Annotated in this window: 20 protein-coding genes and 2 other annotated features; of the genes, 11 read left to right on the top strand and 9 right to left on the bottom strand. The window is 40.7% G+C overall.

The window, feature by feature from the left end; genetic code table 11:
• Both BLP46_RS13295 and BLP46_RS05190 read right to left on the bottom strand, forming a co-directional pair.
• A partial coding sequence (locus BLP46_RS13295; RefSeq protein WP_318259481.1) for a helix-turn-helix domain-containing protein occupies positions 1–257 on the bottom strand: 257 nt, incomplete at its 3' end.
• Positions 258–474: 217 nt separating this feature from the next.
• Entirely contained in the window at positions 475–888 is a 414-nt protein-coding gene (locus BLP46_RS05190) for a response regulator (RefSeq protein ID WP_092976677.1), read from the bottom strand.
• Positions 889–1,196: 308 nt separating this feature from the next.
• Here BLP46_RS05190 and BLP46_RS13005 point away from each other — a divergent pair, with 308 nt between their 5' ends.
• The 5 genes from BLP46_RS13005 to BLP46_RS05210 all read left to right on the top strand — a co-directional run bounded on the left by BLP46_RS13005 (position 1,197) and on the right by BLP46_RS05210 (position 5,447).
• Positions 1,197–1,346, top strand: coding sequence for a hypothetical protein (locus BLP46_RS13005; RefSeq protein WP_167669187.1), 150 nt, complete (start codon positions 1,197–1,199; stop codon positions 1,344–1,346).
• A gap of 20 nt (positions 1,347–1,366) precedes the next feature.
• Positions 1,367–1,915 carry a LytR/AlgR family response regulator transcription factor gene (locus BLP46_RS05195; protein ID WP_143000455.1) on the top strand — a complete coding sequence of 183 codons (549 nt, stop codon included), beginning with the start codon at positions 1,367–1,369 and terminating at the stop codon, positions 1,913–1,915.
• Positions 1,908–3,227, top strand: coding sequence for a sensor histidine kinase (locus BLP46_RS05200; RefSeq protein ID WP_092976680.1), 1,320 nt, complete (start codon positions 1,908–1,910; stop codon positions 3,225–3,227). Before BLP46_RS05195 ends, BLP46_RS05200 begins: the two co-directional genes overlap by 8 nt.
• Before the next feature lie 119 nt (positions 3,228–3,346).
• Entirely contained in the window at positions 3,347–4,639 is a 1,293-nt protein-coding gene (locus tag BLP46_RS05205) for an FAD-dependent oxidoreductase (RefSeq protein WP_092976683.1), read from the top strand.
• On the top strand, positions 4,632–5,447 hold the full coding sequence (locus BLP46_RS05210) for a tocopherol cyclase family protein (protein ID WP_167669188.1): 816 nt from the start codon (positions 4,632–4,634) through the stop codon (positions 5,445–5,447). The genes BLP46_RS05205 and BLP46_RS05210 overlap by 8 nt, the downstream gene beginning before the upstream one ends.
• A gap of 252 nt (positions 5,448–5,699) precedes the next feature.
• Here BLP46_RS05210 and BLP46_RS05215 read toward each other — a convergent pair whose 3' ends face one another.
• Both BLP46_RS05215 and alaS read right to left on the bottom strand, forming a co-directional pair.
• On the bottom strand, positions 5,700–6,770 hold the full coding sequence (locus tag BLP46_RS05215; RefSeq protein ID WP_092976689.1) for an LPXTG cell wall anchor domain-containing protein: 1,071 nt from the start codon (positions 6,768–6,770) through the stop codon (positions 5,700–5,702).
• Positions 6,771–7,031: 261 nt separating this feature from the next.
• Positions 7,032–9,665, bottom strand: coding sequence for an alanine--tRNA ligase (gene alaS / locus BLP46_RS05220; protein WP_092976692.1), 2,634 nt, complete (start codon positions 9,663–9,665; stop codon positions 7,032–7,034).
• Positions 9,666–9,764: 99 nt separating this feature from the next.
• Positions 9,765–9,977, bottom strand: a binding site (T-box leader).
• Positions 9,978–10,122: 145 nt separating this feature from the next.
• Positions 10,123–10,335: a binding site (T-box leader), on the top strand.
• A gap of 47 nt (positions 10,336–10,382) precedes the next feature.
• On the opposite strand from alaS, the gene pheS reads away from it, so the two are divergent.
• From pheS to BLP46_RS05250, 6 genes are all read left to right on the top strand, one after another.
• Positions 10,383–11,435, top strand: coding sequence for a phenylalanine--tRNA ligase subunit alpha (pheS, locus tag BLP46_RS05225; RefSeq protein WP_092976696.1), 1,053 nt, complete (start codon positions 10,383–10,385; stop codon positions 11,433–11,435).
• Between the two features lie 11 nt (positions 11,436–11,446).
• The gene (gene pheT / locus BLP46_RS05230) at positions 11,447–13,819 is read left to right on the top strand and encodes a phenylalanine--tRNA ligase subunit beta (RefSeq protein ID WP_092976699.1); all 2,373 of its coding nucleotides are present in this window, start codon (positions 11,447–11,449) and stop codon (positions 13,817–13,819) included.
• Positions 13,820–13,882: 63 nt separating this feature from the next.
• The gene (locus tag BLP46_RS05235; protein ID WP_015523616.1) at positions 13,883–14,128 is read left to right on the top strand and encodes an IreB family regulatory phosphoprotein; all 246 of its coding nucleotides are present in this window, start codon (positions 13,883–13,885) and stop codon (positions 14,126–14,128) included.
• 15 nt (positions 14,129–14,143) lie between these two features.
• Positions 14,144–14,449, top strand: a complete 306-nt coding sequence (locus tag BLP46_RS05240) for a hypothetical protein (RefSeq protein WP_092976702.1) — start codon at positions 14,144–14,146, stop codon at positions 14,447–14,449.
• A gap of 218 nt (positions 14,450–14,667) precedes the next feature.
• A complete protein-coding gene (locus tag BLP46_RS05245; RefSeq protein WP_092976706.1) occupies positions 14,668–16,125 on the top strand; it encodes a GHKL domain-containing protein in 1,458 nt (485 codons plus the stop codon).
• Between the two features lie 39 nt (positions 16,126–16,164).
• Positions 16,165–17,289, top strand: coding sequence for a hypothetical protein (locus BLP46_RS05250; RefSeq protein WP_092976709.1), 1,125 nt, complete (start codon positions 16,165–16,167; stop codon positions 17,287–17,289).
• A 217-nt stretch (positions 17,290–17,506) separates the two neighbouring features.
• Here BLP46_RS05250 and BLP46_RS05255 read toward each other — a convergent pair whose 3' ends face one another.
• The 5 genes from BLP46_RS05255 to BLP46_RS05275 form a co-directional block, all read right to left on the bottom strand.
• A complete protein-coding gene (locus BLP46_RS05255; RefSeq protein WP_092976712.1) occupies positions 17,507–18,646 on the bottom strand; it encodes a cation diffusion facilitator family transporter in 1,140 nt (379 codons plus the stop codon).
• A gap of 230 nt (positions 18,647–18,876) precedes the next feature.
• The gene (locus tag BLP46_RS05260) at positions 18,877–20,289 is read right to left on the bottom strand and encodes an aminopeptidase (RefSeq protein ID WP_092976715.1); all 1,413 of its coding nucleotides are present in this window, start codon (positions 20,287–20,289) and stop codon (positions 18,877–18,879) included.
• 29 nt (positions 20,290–20,318) lie between these two features.
• Positions 20,319–20,921 carry a lytic transglycosylase domain-containing protein gene (locus BLP46_RS05265; RefSeq protein ID WP_092976718.1) on the bottom strand — a complete coding sequence of 201 codons (603 nt, stop codon included), beginning with the start codon at positions 20,919–20,921 and terminating at the stop codon, positions 20,319–20,321.
• 5 nt (positions 20,922–20,926) lie between these two features.
• Positions 20,927–21,532 carry a dephospho-CoA kinase gene (gene coaE, locus BLP46_RS05270; RefSeq protein WP_167669189.1) on the bottom strand — a complete coding sequence of 202 codons (606 nt, stop codon included), beginning with the start codon at positions 21,530–21,532 and terminating at the stop codon, positions 20,927–20,929.
• Entirely contained in the window at positions 21,519–22,562 is a 1,044-nt protein-coding gene (locus BLP46_RS05275) for an L-threonylcarbamoyladenylate synthase (protein WP_318259479.1), read from the bottom strand. Before BLP46_RS05275 ends, coaE begins: the two co-directional genes overlap by 14 nt.
• Positions 22,563–22,564 lie beyond the last annotated feature (2 nt).

Genomic DNA, 22,564 nt, shown 5'->3' on the forward strand with positions numbered 1-22,564 from the left:
AAATCAAATATTCTGATAACAGTACTAACGGAGAGGTTAACCTCTCTTGCAATGCCGGAAAACGAGGTTACATCTGTTAATCGGTCAATGATATATGCCGAAAGTCTGTTAGTCATACGGTGATAACGAGGAAGAAACGAATTATTTTCAGCAAAGCGCTTACCGCAGGAACAACGGTATCTTCTCTTTTTAAGATGAATAAAACATTTCTTTCCAAAAGCAGGAATGTCTTTAATAACTTGTAGAGACCGCCGAATGTCTCAGTAACTTCGCAGGCAACACGCATTCCGATATCATACAACTTGTCATAAAGTTTATCTGTTAAAAATCCGGCAGATACACTAAAGAGCGAAACCGAAAATACAGACACCGTTATACACAATACGAGTACAACTGAAATCAAACTCTTAGATACTTTTTTAAACATTTGATTCATCACCTTCTAATTTATTTTGCAATTTTGGACGGTTCTAATCAAAGTAATTCCCGTTTTTCAGAACTAAATGTTCTTTTGAACCGTGCTTTTCCGTGTTTTATCCAAACAGACAATCCGTCGCACAAATTACTTGTTGTCGGCGGATATTCAAAAAAGTAATCCGCTCGCAGCCGATAAGCTTGCAACGAAAAATCCAAATCGCTGTACCATATTAATCCACAGTTTGGGCAAAGCAGCCGCAGACGTTCTGATGCATTAAGTCCTGCAACCCCGGGCAATGCAATGATTACACCTGTCGGTTTCTCCGTCTTCAGCGCATTGCAAAATTCCTCTGAATTTTCAAACTGCCTTAATATCGGAAAACTTCCGTTTTGTTCGCAATATTTTTTCGTGTACAACCCCAGTTGCTGTCCAAGCTTCGTATCATCCGTAAGGATAAAAATACGGTACATATTTACACCTCCCTTGTGTCACAGCCATTACCGATAAACCTCTGTGCTGACTGTTTACATCATTATATTGGATTATGACTTTTAATTCCATAGGTTTTGCACAAACTGTAAAAATCCGTCACGAATTGTCGATATATGTAATGATTTTTCTGATTATTTGTGATATAATACATAGTATCAATAAACATATTTTAAATTTTAGTAAAATTATACTACAACTAATAGTATAAGCGGCACAATTTATAATCACCGACTTGTTCAGCGATGTTTAGAGTATGCAAAATTAATTCTATATCGGAGGTGTTCATATGCGTATTGCTATTGTTGATGATAATGTTCGGGAACGCAATGAGCTTGACAAAAGAATAAAAATATTGCTCAGCCGCTCTGCGCTAAACGCCGAGACAGTTGAGTTTGGCGGCGTAAAGGAGTTTATTGCCGAAGCAAAACAACTTTGAAGTAGTATTTTTGGATATATATGGAAGACGAAAACGGTGTTGAAGTGGCAAAGGAACTGCGAAGTTTTGACCGAAACTGCATATTGGTCTTTACCACTACCTCTACCGACCATGCACTTGACGGATTTAAGGTAAGGGCACTTCAATACCTTGTAAAGCCGTACGCCGATGAAGAATTAAATGCCGTATTCAAAGAAATTATTGAAAAAATTCCGACGCCTGACAAATATATTGACGTAAACGTGGTTGGAGGAGATGTACGAATAAGGCTTTGCGAAATTATTTTTGCGGAACATTTTCAGCATTGCATACATATTCACACTTCCGACGGTCAGACAACGATTACACGCAAAACATTTTCGGGCTTTATGATTGAACTTGAAGGTGACGAAAGATTTTTTATGTGCAGCAGGGGTGTTCTGATAAACCTTGAATACGCAAAAGATTTTAACGGCTCTGTTTTTACATTAAAAAACGGTACTGAAATTCCTGTAAGCAGAAGCCTTGCAAAATCTGCCCGTGTTGCTTTCGGAGATTTTTTGTTTAGGAGGGGACAAAACAATGCCTGATATTATAAATCCGATTATTCAATTTTCAGTTTACATTCCCGGCGCATTGCTTGCATACTGTCCAATGAAACATCATTTGCGAATATCAAGCCGAAAATTGGCACTCATAGGTATCCCTCTTTTGATACTTTTGTGCATTGGTTGCGGCAGTTTATGTTACATTTTAAGAATTAAAACTCTATGGATTTCCACTCCCTTGATTATTGCGTTTACTGCGGTTTATTGCAGTACAATTAATGTAAGTAAATGGAAATCAATAAGCGTTATTCTGGCAATATGCGGGGTTTTTGCCTGTCTGGACAGCATCGCAAAGGCAACCAATTCTATGCTGTCAGACAACAGCTCTGCTCCTTGGTACTGCTTTGAATCTGCGGCGATATACAGCATAATGTGCTGGGTGTTTTTCTTATTTGCCCTGTATCCTGCAACACACGCCGCACGCGAATTGCTTGACGACGAGGGAATCGCTCAAACCTGGTACGTGTTCTGGCTTTTGCCCGTCGTATCCATCGGTGTAAATTTATTTATTATACCTTTTGACCCAGAAATTTTACTTCAAGGAAGATTATTGCAGGGATATATTGTAATAAGCTGCACACTTTTGCTCTTGCTTTTGTTGTCATATGCTTTTTTATATTTTATAGCAAGAAGTCTCAGCCGAAATGACCGACTGAGACAGGAAAATCGGTTTTTGTCAATGCAGCAATCTCAATATGAAAGACTGTGCAAAGCAATTGAGGAAACAAGACAGGCAAGACACGATATGAGACATCACTTTTCGGTTCTTTCCGCATTGGCGGAACGTAAGGAATGGGAGGAACTAAAGGACTATCTGGGAAATGCTTGGGAAAGCATACCGAATGTTGAGCTTAACCTTTGCGATAACCAAGCTGTTGACGGCGTGGCAGGACATTTTTGCCTTAGGTTTAAGGAAAATCAAATTCCGTTTTCAATTGACATTGACCTTCCGCGCAAACTTCCCGTTTCTGAAATTGATATGTGCTTGATTATGTCTAACCTGCTTGAAAACGCACTTGAAGCAAGCCTGCGTACCGAAAAAACAAAGCGCTATATAAAATTTCAGGCATATCTTCACTCTGACAACGTTGTTCTTATAACAGTTGAAAACAAGTTTGACGGTATAATAAAAGAAAAAAACGGAGTATTTCAGTCGTCAAAACGCAAAGGCGACGGAGTGGGGCTTCAATCGGTGCGGAGTATGGCTGAAAAAAACGGCGGTTATTGCAGATTTACGCAATCGAACGGAGTGTTCTGCGCAAACGTTATGCTCAGAGGTGAAAAAGCGGATTAACAAAATATCGCATTTTTTAACAGTCGGAATATAAACAAATATGCATATCTTTTCCAATTCGGCTGATAATAAGTAAATACCGATATCTACTTATTACTGCCGAAAGGAGCATAACTGATATGAATTACTTGTGGACCGAGGGTGTACATCCTGCAACACATAAAAAACTTGAGGGCGAAATCAGCACGGAAGTTTGTGTTATAGGCGGCGGAATGGCCGGGATACTCTGCGCAGCCCGACTTACGGAATGCGGAATTGACAACATACTTGTTGAAGCCAAAGAAATTGGCAGAGGAATAACCAAGGGAACAACTGCGGTGCTTACTGCACAGCACGATTTGCCATATGTTGAGCTTGCAAAAAAGTATGATGAAGAACGTGCAAAACAATATTTAAATGCAAATCTTGAGGCAGTCGAAAAATTCCGAAAATCGGCTGAAAAAATTGACTGCGATATGGAAACCTGTCCGTCGGTTATGTATTCTCTGACAGGAGAGGACAACCTCAGAGAAGAAGCGGAATTTGTAAACAGTCTGGGATTTCCCGCTGTTTACACCTCAAATCCAAAACTGCCTTTTGCCGTTGCCGACGCAGTAATATACCCCGATATGGCGCAATTTCACCCTCTTAAGTTTCTTAATGCAGCGGCAAAAAATCTGAATATTTATTCAAATACGTTTGTAAATAAAATTGACGGAAAAACCGCATTTACCGATGACGGAAGAATAAATGCAAATAAATATATAATTGCCACACATTTTCCATTTATTAACCAACACGGTATGTTTTTTATGAAACAATACCAAAAATGTTCCTATGTTATTGCCTACAAAAATGCACCGCAGATTCATTGCACGGCAAATATGCGAGGTGGATTTTACTTTCGCAACTACAAGGACCTTTTGCTCATTGGCGGAGGCGACCACAGAACGGGCAAAAAAGGCGGCGGATATGAGGCTGTTGAGGAATTTGCATTAAGTCATTTTCAGGGTGCAAAAGAAGCATATCGCTGGTCAAGCCAAGATTGTATGACGCTTGACAACATCCCGTACATCGGAATTTACAGCAAATCTCTCCCAGATGTTTATGTGGCAACAGGATTTAATCATTGGGGAATGACAACATCAATGGCAGCTGCCGATATTCTGTGCGACATGGTGCAGGGAAAAAGCAACCCCTATTCAAAAGCTTTTGCACCTGACAGAAGCGTTATGCATCCGCAGCTTTTCTGCAACTTGGGCGCAACCGTTGCAGACTTTGTTATTCCCACGACAAAACGATGCTCGCACCTTGGCTGTGCGCTTAGATACAACAAGGCTGAACACAGTTGGGACTGCCCCTGTCACGGTTCAAGATTTGACGAAAACGGTTCTCTTATAGATAATCCTGCAATGAGGAATGCCAATGTATAACAAACATTTTGAGGGTTGGTATTATAAGCAGCGCAGTGAAAATTATATGTTGGCATTTATCCCGGGCAGGGCGGAAAGCGGCGCGTTTGTACAAATGATAGACAACAGCGGCACCAAAAACTTTGAAATGCCCGATTTTTATGTAAACGGAAACACCGTACGCACAGGAAATTGCATTTTCTCACCGTCAGGTGCAATAGTACAGCTCCCTGGAGTTGTCGGAACATTAAGCTACGGCAACACAACACCGCTTTGCTCAGATATTATGGGTCCGTTTGCTCATCTGCCTATGCAGTGCAAACACGGTGTTGTAAGTATGTATCACACGGTTAACGGCAGCATAATTATAGACGGAGAAAAGCACATTTTTAACGGCGGAAGCGGATACACAGAAAAGGACTGCGGACGTTCGTTTCCTAAATCATATATTTGGCTTCAATGCAACGACTTTCCCATTCCGTGCTCGGTTATGCTGTCAATTGCGCACATACCGTTTCTCGGCTTTTCATTTAGCGGATGTATCTGCGCTATAATATATCAAGGGCAGGAATACCGTTTTGCAACTTATAATGGAGTAAAAATATTAAAAGCGGAAAATAATAAAATTTGCTTGAAACAAGGAGACCTTGTATTAAAGATTAAAATCCGCCCCAACAACAGCGGTCACAGCCTTTTTGCACCCAAGAACGGAAAAATGTCTCAAGTAATACGTGAAAGTTGTGATGCATATATCAGTCTTCATCTTACACGTTCAGGACAAACCATTGTTAAATGCGAAAGTCAATATGCCACTTACGAAAAACGCTAAAATGCGCCGTATCATACTTGAAGGGCAAGATACGGCGCATTTCTATGTTGCTTTTTGCAAATAAAAAGATTACTTACAGTAAAGCAAAGACAGTATTATTTCGTTATAAGGAAATTATAATAAATAACAAATACTTTTGAGTCTACAAATTTGGGTTTCTGTGATAAACACAAAACAATTGGAAAAAAGCACAAAAATAAGCGCTGCAAAACGACAGCGCTTAAAATTTGAAATTTAAGTTTTAACTTAAAATTAGTCCATCTTTCTCTTTCTTGAAAGGAATACTACACCGGCAGCTGCTGCCATAACACCGCCAAGAACAAAGAAGATTGTTGTTTCCTGACCTGAGCTTACAGACTTTGAGCCTGATGATGAGCTACCTGATGAACTTGATGAACCTGAACTTGATGAACCGGAACTTGATGAACCTGAACCTGAGCTTGATGAACCGCCGCTTGTTGTGCCGTTTGCACTTGTCTTAGCGCTGGAATCAGAAGTCTTAGAAGCTGATGATTTAGCAGCTGTCCAAGAAGCTTCTACGCCGGCTTCCTTGATTGCCTCAGGAATGAGGTCCTGACCAAGGCCAAGAGCCTTAGCTGTGTCATCGATAAGAGTCTGATCGTCTTTGCCTGAGAACTGTCTTGCATTGTTAAGAGTATCCTTAAGGAACTTAACAAACATGCCGTATGCTGAATCAGCAGGGCAAATCTGCTCACCAACTATGTTACCGATACTTGTAACAAGCTTCATCGGCTGGCAGTCAGTATTTGATTTCCAATAAGCAACGTTAGAAGACTTATTTGAGTCTGATGTATTCTCATATTTCTGGCTCTGGTCCTTAACATAAGCTGTATCGCCAAAGCACTTTGTTGTTAAAAGAAGGTCAGCAGTCTGCATACCAACGTCATTTGAGAAAAGAACGCCGTAATATTTGCTGCTGTCAAGAGTAATGCCTGCTTTATCAAGGTCGTATGTCCATACGCCGTCGCCGTCATCATCTTTCATACGAGTAGCCTTTACGCCCCAATCTTTGAAAGCGTCTCCGGCATATTCATAGATGTAGCACATACAATACTTAAAGTTTTTCCAGCCTGTGCTGTTTGCATCAAAGTTAATTACGTTACCTGAACCAACTTCTGATGAACTGTCAGCACCTACTGATGAATCGTCTGCTCCGACTGATGAATCATCTGCACCGACTGCTGCCTGCTCAGTAGCTGCAACTGCTGCGTCGTCTGTTGTTTCAGCGGCACTTGCTGCGATAGCTGCTGTACCTGTCAGCATTGTTGCTGCAAGAGCAATGCTTGCTAATTTTTTAAACATTTTAGTTTCCTCCTAAGATTATCGTTCAGCCGAGAAATATAATTCTCAGTGAACTAATTATACAATAATTGTTACAAAAATTCAATGGTTTTTAATGATTTGTGACTTTACTAATTGCACAAGGATTTCACAAAAGTTTGTAAGTTATGCACAATTTTGTAAGTTATTGGAATAATATGCCGATGATTTAACATTCCAAAATGCTCTTTTTATCCTCAAATATGTTTTTCTCAACATATTAAGAATATATCACGGAAAGCATTATTTCAACATTGAATATACTGTATCTTTAACAATAGAAAGAGCCTTTTCTACCTTATCGGGGTCCTTTGCACCTGCCATTGCAAGGTCAGGCTTTCCGCCGCCGTTGCCGCCTGCTGCCTGTGCAACAGTCTTGACAATCTTGCCTGCGTTTGCGCCCTTTTCAAGAGCAGCCTTTCCGCAAGCTGCGGCAAATGTAACTTTATTATCGTTTACTGCTGCAAGCACGATTACAGCGTTTGGCGCCTTATCTTTGCCGCGTTCACACATTGAGCGAAGAACATCGGCGTTAACGTCGCTGAGCGAACCTGTAACGATTCTTACACCGTTTTCAACCTCTGTGTTTGCAAAAAACTCCGCAAGCTTATTAACGGCAAGTTTTGAGTTAAGCTCTGCAATTTCTTTTTGCTGAGCCTTGATAATCTCGCTTGCCTTTTGTGCTCCCTCAACAACGGCCTTCGGATTTGCTATCTTCAAAGCAGTGCAGGCACCGACAATTGCGGCATTTACCTTGTTGATATAATTAAGCACTCCGTAACCTGTCAAAGCTTCGATTCTTCTTACACCCGCTGCAACCGAACCTTCCTGTCTTATCTTGAAAAGTCCGAGATTTGAAGTGTTCTTTACGTGAGTACCTCCGCAAAATTCAACCGAAAAATCTCCTGCGCTTACAACACGTACAACGTCGCCGTATTTTTCGCCGAACAAAGCCATTGCACCAAGCTTTTTGGCTTCTTCAATCGGCATTTCACGTGTGTTGACCTCGATAGCCTCAAATATTTTTTGGTTAACAAGGTTTTCAACCTCAATCAGCTCTTTTGCGGTCATTGCTTCAAAATGTGTGAAGTCAAAACGCAAAGTTGTGTCTGAAACAAGCTGACCTGCCTGTTGAACGTGATTGCCCAGCACTTGTCTGAGAGCAGCCTGAAGCAAGTGAGCGGCTGTGTGATTACGGGTTATGTCTGCACGGCGTTCCTTATCAATAACGCAATTAACCTCTGAGCCGACATTGACTGAACCGCTCTTGATTGAGCACTCATGCAGGAAGAGCTTACCCGAAGTATCTTTGGTTGTGTCAAATACATCGGCTGAAAAGCTTCCGCTTTCAATTACGCCTGTGTCGCCAACCTGTCCGCCGCTCTCGGCATAAAACGGAGTTTTGTCAAGCACAAGCACAACACTTTCGCCCTCTCCTGCGCTTTCAATTCTGATTCCGTCCTTTACAATTGCAAGTACCTTTGACTTACATTCAAGGTCTGTATAACCGACAAATTCTGTCTTTTCAACATCCGACAAATCTGTGGAATCTGAAATCCAAGCGTCTGCACCTGCATTTTTGCGGGCGTCACGAGAACGCTTTTTCTGTTCTTTCAAAAGTTCACGGAAGCGGTCAACATCAACCTTTATGCCCTTTTCCTCAAGAATTTCTCTTGTAAGGTCAATCGGGAAACCGTAGGTATCGTTGAGCTTAAACGCATCTTCGCCGCTGAGGGTTTTAACGTCTGCGTCTTCAATAATATTTTGAAGCATTTTAAAGCCTTGGTCAATTGTTTTTGCAAAGCTCTCTTCCTCAACTCTGATAACCTTTGTAATAAATTCCTGCTTTTCCTTTAATTCAGGATATGCGGTAAGGTTCTCTTTGATGACTGTATCACAAACTTTATAAAGGAAAGGTTCTGTGTATCCGAGAAGTCTGCCGTGGCGTGCAGCACGTCTGAGAAGACGGCGAAGAACATAACCCTTGCCTTCGTTTGAAGGCAATACACCGTCGCCAATCATAAATGTTGTACTGCGGATATGGTCTGTAATTACACGCAGGGAAATATCTTTTTTGTCATCCGTGCCGTACTCTACGCCTGTAATCTCAGATATTTTCTTCATAATATTCTGAATTGTATCAACCAAGAACAGGTTGTCAACTCCCTGCATTACGCAGGCAAGACGTTCAAGTCCCATTCCTGTATCAATATTAGGATGGTCAAGCGGAGTATAGTTACCCTTGCCGTCACTTTCAAACTGAGTAAATACGAGGTTCCAAACCTCAACATATCTGTCACATTCACAGCCAACGTGACAATCGGGCTTTCCGCAGCCTTTTTCGGGACCGCGGTCAAAATAAATCTCAGAACACGGACCGCACGGACCCGAGCCGTGCTCCCAGAAGTTATCTTCCTTGCCAAGGCGAACCATATGCGACGGGTCAACGCCTACTTCTTCGGTCCAAATCTTGTATGCCTCGTCATCGTCCTGATAAATAGAAACATAAAGCTTGTCGGCAGGCATTTCAAGAACCTTTGTGAAAAATTCCCAAGCCCAAGCGGTTGCTTCGTGTTTGAAGTAATCGCCAAAAGAGAAGTTACCGAGCATCTCAAAGAATGTGCCGTGACGTGCAGTAATACCTACACGCTCAATATCCGGAGTACGGATACATTTTTGACAGGTAGTAACACGCTTGCGCGGCGGAGTTACCTCTCCGGTAAAATACTTTTTCATAGGTGCCATACCGCTGTTGATAAGCAAAAGGCTGTTATCATCCTTTGGAACAAGCGAAAAGCTCGGAAGTCTGAGACATCCCTTTGATTCAAAGAACGATAGGAATTTTTCTCTTAATTCATTAAGTCCTGTCCATTCCATAATTATTCTCCTTAATTTCGATTTAGCATCAATCTGATATTCGGTTAAGATTGATTGCTTTCGGCAAAAATTACTGCAAAAATAAAACCTGCCCCATAAAAATGGGACAGGATAATTCCTGCGGTACCACCCAAATTGACGTAAAACGTCCGCTTTGAGTAATCATCAGATTACAAGTCATTAACGCTGACAAACGTTGTGCTTAATCACACAAAGCTCCGGGGCAGCACGCTGAAACCTCACCCAAAGTCTTTCACCGACCGACTTCTCTCTGAAGGGCTTAAAATCAGCTCATCCCATCATTGCCGAATTTATATTACGTATAAATTATAAGACTGTTTTTTAAGATTGTCAACTGTTTTTTAGCACAGTTTTTCAGCCCATTATTCAGCCCATTATTATAATAACATTATTAAAAAACTTGCAAAATCAATTGTTTAGTGTTAAGATATTAAAAGATAACGCTGTGACAAAGAGAGTAGCGTATGATTTGTTCCAAAGAGAGATGTGTCGAGGCTGAAAGCACGTTGTGCAATCTTGCGTGAAGTTCGCTTTTGAGCGGTGAGGCTGAACTTTTAAGTAGGCTTCAACGGCAGACACCGTTATATGTCAAACGAGAGTCCGCTTTGTGCGGAAATCAGGGTGGTACCGCGGAATTTTCGCCCCTGCGCAGCATTTTGCCTGTGCAGGGGTTTATTTTATATTACGGAGGTTTTTATGGACAACAAAATTAATGTCATTAAAGATGAAATTAAGCAAAAACTTGCAAACACCACAGATCTTGTTGACCTTGATAAAATAAGGGTTGCTTACCTTGGCAAAAAGGGCAGCATAACAGCCTTGCTCAAAGGTATGAAAGAACTGTCAAACGAAGAAAGAAAATCATTTGGTGCAGAAGTAAACCAGCTTAAAGCTGAAACCGCAAAAAAAATTGAAGAGCGAATTGCCGAGCTTAAAGAAAAAGAGATTGAACGTGAAATCTCGGCAATGCCTCAGTTTGATATAACTGTACTGCCTGAACTTGCAAGAGGTTCATATCACCCGATTACCCTTGTGCAAAGACAGTGCGAGTCGATTTTTAAATCAATGGGATTTACCGTTGAGGATTATCCCGAAGTTGTTACCGACTATGAATGTTTTGAGGCGGTAAATATTCCGAAAGACCACCCTGCAAGAGATATGCAGGACACCTATTACCTTGAAAACGGTCAGCTGTTAAAATCACAAACTTCTGCCGCTCAGAACGCAATTCTTAAAAAATATGCAAAAGACCTTGAAAACGGTATTCCGATAAAGTCAATTTTCCCGGGAAGATGTTTCAGAAACGAGGCAACTGACGCAAGCCACGAAAACACTTTCTTCCAGATGGAGGGAATAATGGTTGACAAAGATATATCTATCTCCAACCTGATTTTCTTTATGAAAACCATGCTTTCCGAAGTTTTCCAAAGAGATATAAAGGTAAGACTTCGCCCGGGCTTCTTCCCATTTGTGGAACCGGGATTCGAGCTTGACATAAGCTGCCTTATCTGCGGCGGCGAAGGCTGCGCTTCCTGCAAGCACAGCGGCTGGCTTGAGCTGTGTCCGTGCGGTATGATTCACCCCAACGTATTACGTGAGGGCGGAATTGACCCAGACAAATACACAGGCTTTGCATTCGGACTCGGACTCACACGTCTTGCTATGATGAAATATAAGATTAAAGACATCCGAGACCTTAACAGCGGCAGCCTTAAGGCTCTTGCCCAGTTTACAGATGACGACGAATAAGGAGGGTTTATATGTTTTTATCAATGAATTGGATTGAGGATTTTGTTGATTTATCAGGTCTTGACAAAATTGAACTCATACAGAAATTTTCTCTTTCAACTGCCGAAGTTGAAAATGATATTTTTCACAAAGGCTCAGACATAAGCGGCGTTGTTGTTGCTGAAATAAAATCGGTTGAAAAACATCCGGATTCAAAAAAGCTTCATCTTCTAAAGGTTGACGCAGGCGACGGAAAGCTGACGGATGTTGTTTGCGGCGCACCGAACGTTCGTGTCGGAATGAAAACGGCCTTCGCTAAGGTTGGCGCCAAAATCGGCGAAATAACAATTGCTCCGCGCGACCTTGCAGGCTACACATCATACGGTATGTGCTGCGGCGAAAGCGAAATAGGCATAAGCGACGATAACTCGGGCATTATGGAAATTACCGACGATATTCCGAACGGTACAGACCTGAAACAGGCTTATGAAATTGAAGATATAGTATTTGAAGTTGACAACAAATCTCTTACCAACCGCCCTGACCTTTGGGGACATTACGGAATTGCAAGAGAATTTGCCGCTATTGCAGGCAGAGAGCTTAAACCTCTTGAAGTTGAAAACTTGGAGCAATATGCAAATCTTGCAAAGATAGATATGAAAATCGAGGACAAGCTGTGCCAGCGTTACAGTTGTATGCAGGTTGAAAATATCGACAGAAACGTAAGTCCTGTAAATATGCGCATAAGACTGTACTACTGCGGAATGAGAGCAATTAATTATCTTGCCGACCTCACAAACTACCTTATGCTTGAGATGGGACAGCCCATGCACGCATTTGATTCACGCAAGGTAGAAAAAATCAGAATTAAACGTTTTGACAAGCCGTTTGTTTTCAAAACTCTCGACGGAGTTGAACGAAACGTTGACGAAAACACATTGATGATTTGCAACGGAGATAAGCCTGTTGCCATCGCCGGCATTATGGGCGGTCTTGATTCCGAAATTGTTGACGACACAACGACACTTACACTTGAATCCGCAACATTTGACGCCGCTTCAATTCGCAAATCGACCGTCAGACTTTCACACAGAACCGACGCATCTATGCGCTACGAAAAATGTCTTGACCCCGAGATGACCGACGTTGCAATTGCAAGATTTATATATCTGCTTAAAAAGTACGACAACGATATTAAGGTGGTTTCGGCATTAACGGACGAATACGCATTCCACTATGACAAAGTTGAACTTACATTTGACAAGAACTTCGTAAACCGCTATACAGGTATTGAAATTTCAAATGACGCAATTGTAAAAACTCTTAAGAGCCTCGGCTTTGAAGTACAGCTTGCAAATGATGTGTTTGACGTTGTTGTTCCGTCGTGGAGAGCCACAAAGGACGTTACAATCAAGGCGGATATAATTGAGGAAATCACGAGAATTTACGGTTATGATAATTTTGAGATTCACACCACACGTTCTCCCCTCTACCCTGTCAGAGCAACCGTTGAAAAGAGCAACGAGGACAAAATCAAGGATATTCTCGTTAAGAAATACAATCTTCACGAACTTCAGTCTTATGTATGGGCATATTATGACGAGTTAAAGGCAATTAATATTCCTGTGGAGAATAATATTAAACTTGCAAACGCCACAAACCCAAATATTGAAACCTTGAGAAATTCAATGATACCCACCCAGCTTTGCCAGGTTAAGGTAAACACTTCCTACGCTCCCGACTTTGGAATTTTTGAAATAGGCAGAGTCGTAAACGGCGTTGACGATAACAAACTTTGCATTGAGCGCAAAAAACTTGCCGTTACACTTTTCAGTAAGACCAAAAACGTTAAAACTCTTTACTTTGAACTCAGAGATATGCTTGCCGTTATTGCCGATGACCTAAAGCATAAGCCCCTCACCTATAAAAAGGCTGAACCCAAGCACAGCTATGAGCACCCCGTAAACCTTAATACAATAGTGCTTGACGGCAAGGAAATCGGAACAATCGGCATTGTTCATCCGATTGTGGGCAAAAAAATCGATAAAAAGGCAAACATAGTATTTGCCGAAATTGATATGGACACCTTTGCTTCGGTTGAAAATGCTTCAATAGTATACGAAGAACCTTCAAAATTCCCGCCGATTGATTATGATATAAGCGTTATAATTCCAAAGGGAATGTTCTTTGAAAAGCTTTCCGAGTGTTGGAAAGACGAAGGAAAAGAAATACTGAAAAACACAAAAATCGTTGACACATATGATACCGATTTGATTCACAGCATAACCATAAGATTTGAATTTTCGTCAAACGAAAGAACTCTTGCTTCTTCCGAGGTTCAGCAAATTATGGACAGGGTTATTGATAATCTGAAAAAAATCGGCATTACGCTGAGAAATAATTAATACTTGAAATTTAAATTGTATTATAGTATAATATAATAATAAAGTATTAGGAGGTGTTTCAGTATGTTGGATAAAACAATGATTTTTTCACTTGGTGAAGAAAAGGATGATCAGATAAAGGCGGGACTTACAATCGTTTATGATGCGTTAAGGCAAAAGGGTTACAACCCTATTAATCAAATTGTGGGTTATATTCTCAGTGAGGATCCTACTTACATCACAACCTACAACAATGCCAGAAATATTATCAGCAAAATAGACCGTGACGACCTACTTGAAGCACTTGTTAAATCATACCTCAATGTATAGAAAGGATGATGCCTTGTGGCAGATACCAAAAAGGCAGCTCAGGAGTTTTTGACCTATAAGGGTAAGCCTCTTGTTCGTTGCGGCGATGAAATTTATTACGGCAGTATGGAAGACCCATATGTTATAAGGATGCAGATAAAGTCAAAAAAGAACGTGAACGGCGTTGAGCTTGCCGATAAGGTTACAGTTCAGCTTATGGCAACGGATCCTTATCTTTCTCCGCGTAAGCAGCTTGTTAAGTCAAGCGAAAAAAACGGTTTGTACCTTGCAATGGACATTGCAGATATTTGGCTTGAAAGAGCTCTTGCAAACAAAGTTTAAGAATCAGCCCCCTTGTCTTTCGGCAAGGGGGTTTGTGCTTGAATAATTAAGAATAAAGTACGGTTGGTTAAAACAACCGTTTTATTTTTATATATATTTATTTTTAAAACAAAAGTCTTATAAAGCGCATATTTTGTTGCAATATGTTGTTGGCTATGATAATATATTATTAATATAATTTATGTATTAGCTTCCATTATCAAAGGAGATACAGATATATGATTTTCAGCATCATCAAGCACTTTTCAATCATCCTCTGTACATTTTTTATATATGCCAAAATCATTGACTATAAGCCGAAAGAAAAGGCAAAAGAAACTGTCTTTATCATTGCATATTCCGCGCTGATTTCGTCGGCAGAATACTTTTTGCGTGCACATTTTGCGCCGCTGAATTTGGCAATGGGGTTTGTTTCGGTATTTTTAATAACAATGTTTATGTACAAAAGCCGTACAAACGATTCATTTTGTCTTACAACAATTTCCTATGTTGTAAGCTATGCGGCGTATTACATAGCCACGCTAATTTGCACACCGCTTTTATATTTCCTCTTTAGGTACATCAACAGCGTTAACGTACTTAATTTTATTGCGGTAATGCTGTCGGGTATTTTTCAATTTGCAATGTGTATTCCAATATTCAAAATAAAACTTCTTAAAAACGGCATTTCCATGGTACGCAAAATATCAAAGGATGAAATAACATCTTATATTTGCTTTATGGTTTTGTTTCTTGTAGCATTGGCATATTCAAGGCAAGCCGGCCACGTTGTTTTTACAATAATTTTGCTCACGATAGTTTTTTGCGGCGTGGTTGTGGCAATTCTTCTCACAAAACATATTAAAAATATTTATATTGAAAAGGTAAACCTGAGAAATCAGGAGGTAATGAACAATCTTGTTGAAGAAAAGGAAAACGCAATAAGAGAATTAGAGGAAGATAATAAAAAATACTCTGAAATTTTGCTTAAAGACAATAAAATTATTCCTGAGATGCAGCGAGCAATTGAGAAATTGCTAAAATACAAGTCATTTGACGAACAAAGGCAAAAATCCAAACCTCTGCTAAAACAGCTTAATGAACTTACCGATGAAAGAGACGGTATGGTTGCAAATTCAAAGGTAGCGGATAAGCTGTCGGAAAGCGGACTTTCATCGACAGACGCATGCATAAAATATATTTTTAAAGAGTGCAAAGAGTCCGACATTAACTTTGTGTTTGAGGTACATAAAAACTTAAAAGAATTTGCAAATTCTCCGAAAGCGGAAAACGACTTGAATACTGTCCTGCTCGACCTGGCAGAAAATGCTGTAAGTGCCGTAAAAGAGGCAGAAACTAAAAACATTAAAATATCCTTTGAATCCGCAAACAATGTTTTGAGCATAAATGTTTACGACAGCGGCAGTATGTTTGAGCCGAACACAATTAAAAACTTGGGATTAAGAAGAATAACCACACACAAAGACGACGGCGGATACGGCAACGGTCTTATGAACACAATGGAGTTTTGTCATAGGTATGAAGCAAGCCTTTTGATAAATGAGCTGAATGACAACAAGGACTACACAAAATCTGTTTCGGTCAGCTTTGATTATCTTAACAAAATTAAAATTCACTCTCAAAATCAGGATATTATTCGGGCAATAAAGGGACGAAACGACGTAGTGTTGTTTTAACATACTGTACGCTTAATTACGAAAGCAAAAGAGGTAAAAATGGACGGAATTGAACAAATGCTTAATATTCCCACAATAAGCGACACAACAAATTTTTGGATGGTAAGAACAAAACGCGGATTCTTTTTTGACGAATTTCTTAAAGAGGAATACATAGCCATAGGCTGGAATCTTGTGCGAAAAGCTATGATAAGCGATGAGCTTTCCCCTACTCAATCCAAAGAGCTGAAAACTTCCTTAAAAAAAATATATGATGAGAGCAAGGCTGGAACTGCATTAAATAAATGTATCCGCTTTTGCTGTGAATTAAAAGCAGGCGATATTGCGGTTATTGTTGACAATGACCGCATAGCATTTGCAACTATCGGTGAATACTATGAGGAAAACTCGCCTGACCTGACGATTGAACACGAAAAAGAAGTCAGCAAGGAAATTGAAAAAGCAAATAAATACGTTGACTCGTTTAAGTGTCCCTACATAAAAAGAAGAAAAATTTCTTTAATCAAGGTGTTGGGTGAAAACGACACCGTGAGTCCGTATCTTGAAAGTGCCATTGCAAAGAACTGGCACAGCCTCAGCGACCTCAACGACTATGATGAATTGGTACTGAGCAACTGTTATGATACTTTCATTTACAAAGGAAAGTTAACCGTTACATTCCGAGTAAACAAAAAGCAGGATATAAATGTTCTTGACTTAACCAATTTTGTCCTGTGCTCTGCAAGGTTACTGTCAAACGACCACCCGGAAAATGTTCACGTTAAAACTGCGCTTCACTCTCCCGGTGATGTTATACTTCAAATTTGGAACACTCTTCAGGCAAGCGCATTGCCGCTCTTAGTGTGCTATATGGCTGTGTTTGGCGGAAAAATCGGTAAATGCGAGTTTAATTCATTGCTCAGCACAATTAAAGGATTGATTAATTCAAAATATGATAAAGAGAAAAAGAATATTGAATTAAGAAAGCTCTCAGCCGAGGCGGATTTGGCTGAACAGGAGGCACTTGAAAAGAAGCTGAAAAACATTGAAAAGTCCCGTGCACTTAACATTTCCACTGCCGAATTCTGCGTAAAACCGTTAGTCAGCGCAGCCGAAAGCCTTGAAATCAAACCCGATGATTCCACAATCATTGATATTAAAAATGTTCTTGAATCGGCAGAATAAAACGGAAACATAGCGAATAATTCTTTGTAACACAAAACGACCACCCACTTACGGATGGTCGTTGTTTTTTATTGAAAATACGCTCTGAATAAAGCTTGCTACGAACTGCAAACAGTAAAAAAGTTAGCCCCAAGAAATTCAATATGGGATTATAACTCCTGCCAAAATCCTGATGTATTCCCTATCGCCTTAGAGGCGATAATTATCAGAACTTAGGTTATATATCAATATCCATATCAATTTTCAGCGAAAAGTCGGGATAATGACTTTGAATTTCATTGTAAATATGTGAATACATTTTATCTCTGTCGTTGGAGTCGTAATCAATAATTATATCAAAGCAAATTGATTTTTCTTTTAAATTCACATAGAAACCATGGATTTGAAGCACATTGTCGTGTGACATTACAATATGAGAAATATCGGTTCTCATCTTCTTTATCTCATCATTGGTCGTATTCATCGAATAAATTCCGATGCTTGCAAGTATAACCCCGTGCTTTTTATAAACTTTGTCGGCAATCCGCCTCTCCATTGTATCAATTTCATCTGCAGTCATAACGTCGGGAATTTCAACGTTGACCGAGCCTATGTAATTGTCGGTTCCGTAGCAATGCAAAATCAAATCATATGCGCCGAAAACGCAGTCATCCTCGCAAATGGTCTGCTTAATTTCTGACAAAAGATCCCTGCTTATGCGCTTGCCCAAAATTTCATTAAGAGTGCTTTTCATCAGTTTGTAGCCGGGTCTGATTACAAATGCGGAAATTACAATGCCAAGATATGCCTCAAGGCAAACCCCTGTCAGCAAATATATTATAGCCGACAAAAGAACCGAAGCAGAAATAACGGCGTCAAACAGGGCGTCTATGCCTGAAGCGGTGAGTGTGGTTGAATTTACCTTTTTGCCGTTTCTCTGCACGAACAATCCAAGGATTATTTTTACAATAACAGCAGAAGTGACAACTATTAAAGTCATAGGTGAGTAATCGGGCTGCACAGGGTTAAATATCTTTTTGACGGATTCAACAAACGCCGTAAATCCCGCATAAAGAACAATTGCGGCAACCATCATTGCGCTTATGTACTCTATTCTTCCGTGACCGAGCGGGTGCCCCTTGTCGGGCATTCTGCCGGCAAGTTTTGCCCCCACAATCGTTATAAGAGAGGAAAGCACATCACTCAGGTTGTTGACTGCATCAAGAACGATTGCAATTGAGTTTGACAGCAATCCTACCGCCGATTTAAAAACCACAAGCAAAACATTTGTAACAATGCCGACAATGCTGGTGCGAACTATTACCTTTTCTCTGCTGAACTGCGGAGTGACTATGTCGGTTGTTTTCTTGTCAGCCATATTAAACGCCTCACAAACAAAATTATATTAACTAATGATTAATCTAAGTGTAATATTTCGCAAGCTCTGTTCCCTGCTAATAAAGAAGAGCTTTGCTTAAATTTAAAAAAATGCAGAGAACGGGTGAAAGTTTTAATCCAAACATCATACATATTCAGAAACTGTCAAGCCGTTCTCCGCAAATCATTTATTGAATTGACAAACACATTATAAAGCACAAAGTTTATTAATTACTTCTTTTCATCAAAGAAAGCAAAGAATGCTTTGTATGCCATATAAACGTCGGTTTTGGATATAATTTCAAACGGAGCGTGCATTGAAAGCACAGGAACGCCAAGGTCAACAACATCAACATTCATATTTGCAACATACTTTGCAATTGTTCCGCCGCCGCCAAGGTCAACCCTGCCAAGCTCGCCAATCTGCCACAAAATGTGATTGCTCTCAAGCAATGAACGGACTTTGCCCATATACTCTGCCGAAGCGTCCGATGTGTCATATTTTCCGCCGTGACCTGTATATTTAGAGATTACCACACCGTTGTTCAGGTATGAGCAGTTTCTTGCCTCAAACGCAGAAGCATAGGTTGGGTCAAATGCGGCATTTACATCGGCAGAAAGGCAAGTACTCTTTGACAATGCCCTGTATCCCTCAACGCCGTCTTGACTTGCAAGGTCATAGATAAAGTAACGTAAAAAGTCACTCTGCATACCTGTATTACCGTCGCTTCCGATTTCTTCTTTGTCGGTAAGATAGGTAACGCAGGTGCTCTCGGGTGTTTCAACGTCAATAGCTGCCATAAGTGCAGGATATGCACAAACCTTGTCGTCGTGACCGTAACCGCCGATAAGACTTGAATCAAAGCCAACGTCTCTTGTTTTAAATGCAGGAATAAGGCAAAGCTCTGCCGAAAGGAAATCGCCCTCGGTAATTCCGTACTTTTTGTTGAGGATATTCATCACATTTAATTTTACAAGGTCTTTTTCATTATCTTCGGTATCATATGGACGTGAGCCGACAAGAACGTTTAAATCTTCGCCTGTAAATGCCTTTGCCATCGGCTTGGTAACCTGTTCCTGGGCAAGGTGCGGAAGAATATCGCTTATGCAGAAGCAGGACTCATCCTCGCTGTCGCCCCAGCTAACGTTGATAACCGTACCGTCAAGCTTTATAATTGAGCCGTGAAGTGCAAGCGGAATTGTTGTCCATTGATATTTCTTAAGACCTCCATAATAATGGGTCTTAAAAAGAGCCAGGTTGTTTGATTCATAAAGCGGGTTGGGCTTTAAGTCAATTCTTGGTGAGTCAATGTGTGCAATTGCAAGTCTTGCGCCGTTCTTTACGCCGTTTTTTCCGATTACGGCAAGAGCAAGTGCCTTTCCACGGTTGCTGTAATAAACTTTGTCGCCTGCCTTGTAGCTTGCTTCGGGGGCATATTCAACAAATCCTGCTTTTTTTACAAGTTCAATTGAATAGCGAACCGCTTCACGCTCAATCGGTGAATTGTTAAGAAATTTTTTGTAACCTACGCAAAAGTCATCAGCCTTGGCAATATCTTCTTTTGAAAGTGATTTTACGCCTTCCGGCTCTTTCATCATAATTTGTTCTTTAAGTTCTGCTGTTTTTGATTTTTCTTCAGCCATTATAATCTTCCTTTCGCATTTTGATTATTTTATGAATAATACAATTCGATATACATATTTTTTGCTTCTTCAACCTTATCAACATAATCGCTGGTTTCAGGATAAGGAATTGAATATAACGTTTTTCCGTCGTTGCTGTAATCGCTGTCACCAAGCCAGTCGCTTACAACAAATCCGGCATTATAAGCGGCAATGGCACATCTTTCGTCATCATATACATCATAGAAATATCTCAAAAGATAGCTTCCGTAATCAATGCAAATTGCCGGGTCAAACAAATCGTCCGCCGTATATTGTCCGGTTGTTCCCCGTCTTTCCATAAGCCATTCAAACGATGACGGCATAACCTGCATAATTCCGCGTGCCCCTGCTGTTGACACTGCGTTGGGGTCAAATGCACTTTCGGTGCGTATTATCGCATAAATTAAGGCCGGGTCAAGATTGTAATCACTTGCCGCCTTTTCAACGTAATCGCTGTAATCTTCGGGATAACTGGTTTTCTTAAAATTGTCAGTTGTGTTTTTTTGAAAACTCACTACAAAAATTGCTATCGCACCGATAAATACAAACACAACTATTATCCACACAAGTAGATTTTTTGAATTTTTAGAAGAATCATTGCTGTCTGCCATCAATATCACCTCGGACAAATTTGTTTTAAAACCGTTTCGGCTGCAAGCGTCAAATCGTTTAAACCCTTATTATTTTCTATTATATAATCAGAATTTTTTCTGAAGTATTCTTCGTTAAGCTGAGCGTTAATCCTCGCTTCGGCAGCTTCGGGAGCAATTCCGTCACGACTGCAAATTCTTTGCATACGGACGCTTTTTTCAGCAACAACACTGACAATAACATCACAAATCAAGTCCGAGTTACTCTCAAAAAGCTGGGGTGCGTCATATGCTACTGTTTCTGTTCCTTTGGCAATTTCAGATTTAATCTGCAAAAGCAATTCATACATAACAAACGGATGCACAATTGAATTTAGAAGCGCCAAATTTTCTTTTGAAGAAAACGCAGCTTTTGCAAGCCGAGGTCTGTTGGGAGTTCCGTCTAAATTAAGGACCTCATTGCCGAATGCGGCAGCCAATGTTTTTGGACAAACGGAAGCACTGCTGTAAATCTTATGTACAATGCTGTCAGCGTCAATAATCTTAATATTATACTCTGCAAACAATTTCGCAACCGTGCTTTTGCCTGCGCCTGTCTGCCCCGTCAAACCTATTATCTTACACTTTTTCAAGGTCAACCACCTCAAATCCTGCGGCTCTGATAAGTCGGTTATAAACTGCCATTCCAACGCCTTCGGTAGACGGCAGCCTTGAGTATGCGGTGTTGATTTTTCCGCTTTCGTCAATTTTTCTCAGCTCGTCAAAAAGGTTGTGAGCCTGAGAAATATAATCATTTCGCTTTCCAAGCGTAAACGTCTTGACTTTAAGGCTCGGAATGTCCTCATCACAGCAAAGCGCCGCTACATTCTCTGCGGCGTGCGAGTTTACATAATCAATATACTCATCATCACTGCATTTAAGAAGTATTACATTTGCCTTTGGAGCATAATGCTTATACTTCATTCCCGGGCTTGCCGCCTTTGCGCCGTTTGCAAGCTTATGCAGCACGGCGTTGTCAACTTCGACTTCGCCCAATACATCTTTTAACATCTCAACGGTTATTCCGCCCGGTCTTAACACTCGGGAAACTTCCCCTGCCAAGGTAATTACCGTGCTTTCAAGTCCTACGCTGCACGCTCCGCCGTCAAACACAGCCTCAATTCTTCCGTTCATATCATTCATAACGTGTTCGGCTGTTGTCGGACTTGGCGAACCCGAAAGGTTTGCGGACGGCGCCGCAAGCGGTATATCAGCCGCCTTGATTATCGCCTGAGCTGCGGGGTGGCTTGGAAAACGCACTGCAACAGTGTCCAAGCCTGCCGACACTTCATCGGGAATTATGTCTGATTTTTTCATTATCATTGTGAGCGGTCCCGGCCAAAAAGCCTTGGCAAGTTTTTTTGCATTTTCGGGAATTTCACGCACAAGATTAAAACGTTCTATATCATTAAAATCAGCGATATGTACAATTAACGGATTGTCCATCGGTCTGCCTTTTGCGGCGAATATTTTCGCAACCGCTTTGCCGTTGAGCGCATTTGCCGCAAGGCCATAAACCGTTTCGGTCGGAATGCCGACAAGACCGCCGTTTTTAAGAATTTCGGCGGCTTTATTAATATTTTCGGCAGTATTTGTTAGTAAAAGTGTTTTCAAAAGTTTCACCC

Source organism: Ruminococcus sp. YE282 (assembly GCA_900101355.1).
GTDB classification, from domain to species: Bacteria; Bacillota; Clostridia; order Oscillospirales; family Acutalibacteraceae; genus Ruminococcoides; species Ruminococcoides bromii_A.

Coding starts and splice junctions, on each gene's coding strand:
- BLP46_RS05190 (WP_092976677.1), bottom strand. CDS start 888: ATGTACCGTATTTTTATCCTTACGGATGATACGAAGCTTGGACAGCAA.
- BLP46_RS13005 (WP_167669187.1), top strand. CDS start 1,197: ATGCGTATTGCTATTGTTGATGATAATGTTCGGGAACGCAATGAGCTT.
- BLP46_RS05195 (WP_143000455.1), top strand. CDS start 1,367: ATGGAAGACGAAAACGGTGTTGAAGTGGCAAAGGAACTGCGAAGTTTT.
- BLP46_RS05200 (WP_092976680.1), top strand. CDS start 1,908: ATGCCTGATATTATAAATCCGATTATTCAATTTTCAGTTTACATTCCC.
- BLP46_RS05205 (WP_092976683.1), top strand. CDS start 3,347: ATGAATTACTTGTGGACCGAGGGTGTACATCCTGCAACACATAAAAAA.
- BLP46_RS05210 (WP_167669188.1), top strand. CDS start 4,632: ATGTATAACAAACATTTTGAGGGTTGGTATTATAAGCAGCGCAGTGAA.
- BLP46_RS05215 (WP_092976689.1), bottom strand. CDS start 6,770: ATGTTTAAAAAATTAGCAAGCATTGCTCTTGCAGCAACAATGCTGACA.
- alaS (WP_092976692.1), bottom strand. CDS start 9,665: ATGGAATGGACAGGACTTAATGAATTAAGAGAAAAATTCCTATCGTTC.
- pheS (WP_092976696.1), top strand. CDS start 10,383: ATGGACAACAAAATTAATGTCATTAAAGATGAAATTAAGCAAAAACTT.
- pheT (WP_092976699.1), top strand. CDS start 11,447: ATGTTTTTATCAATGAATTGGATTGAGGATTTTGTTGATTTATCAGGT.
- BLP46_RS05235 (WP_015523616.1), top strand. CDS start 13,883: ATGTTGGATAAAACAATGATTTTTTCACTTGGTGAAGAAAAGGATGAT.
- BLP46_RS05245 (WP_092976706.1), top strand. CDS start 14,668: ATGATTTTCAGCATCATCAAGCACTTTTCAATCATCCTCTGTACATTT.
- BLP46_RS05250 (WP_092976709.1), top strand. CDS start 16,165: ATGGACGGAATTGAACAAATGCTTAATATTCCCACAATAAGCGACACA.
- BLP46_RS05255 (WP_092976712.1), bottom strand. CDS start 18,646: ATGGCTGACAAGAAAACAACCGACATAGTCACTCCGCAGTTCAGCAGA.
- BLP46_RS05260 (WP_092976715.1), bottom strand. CDS start 20,289: ATGGCTGAAGAAAAATCAAAAACAGCAGAACTTAAAGAACAAATTATG.
- BLP46_RS05265 (WP_092976718.1), bottom strand. CDS start 20,921: ATGGCAGACAGCAATGATTCTTCTAAAAATTCAAAAAATCTACTTGTG.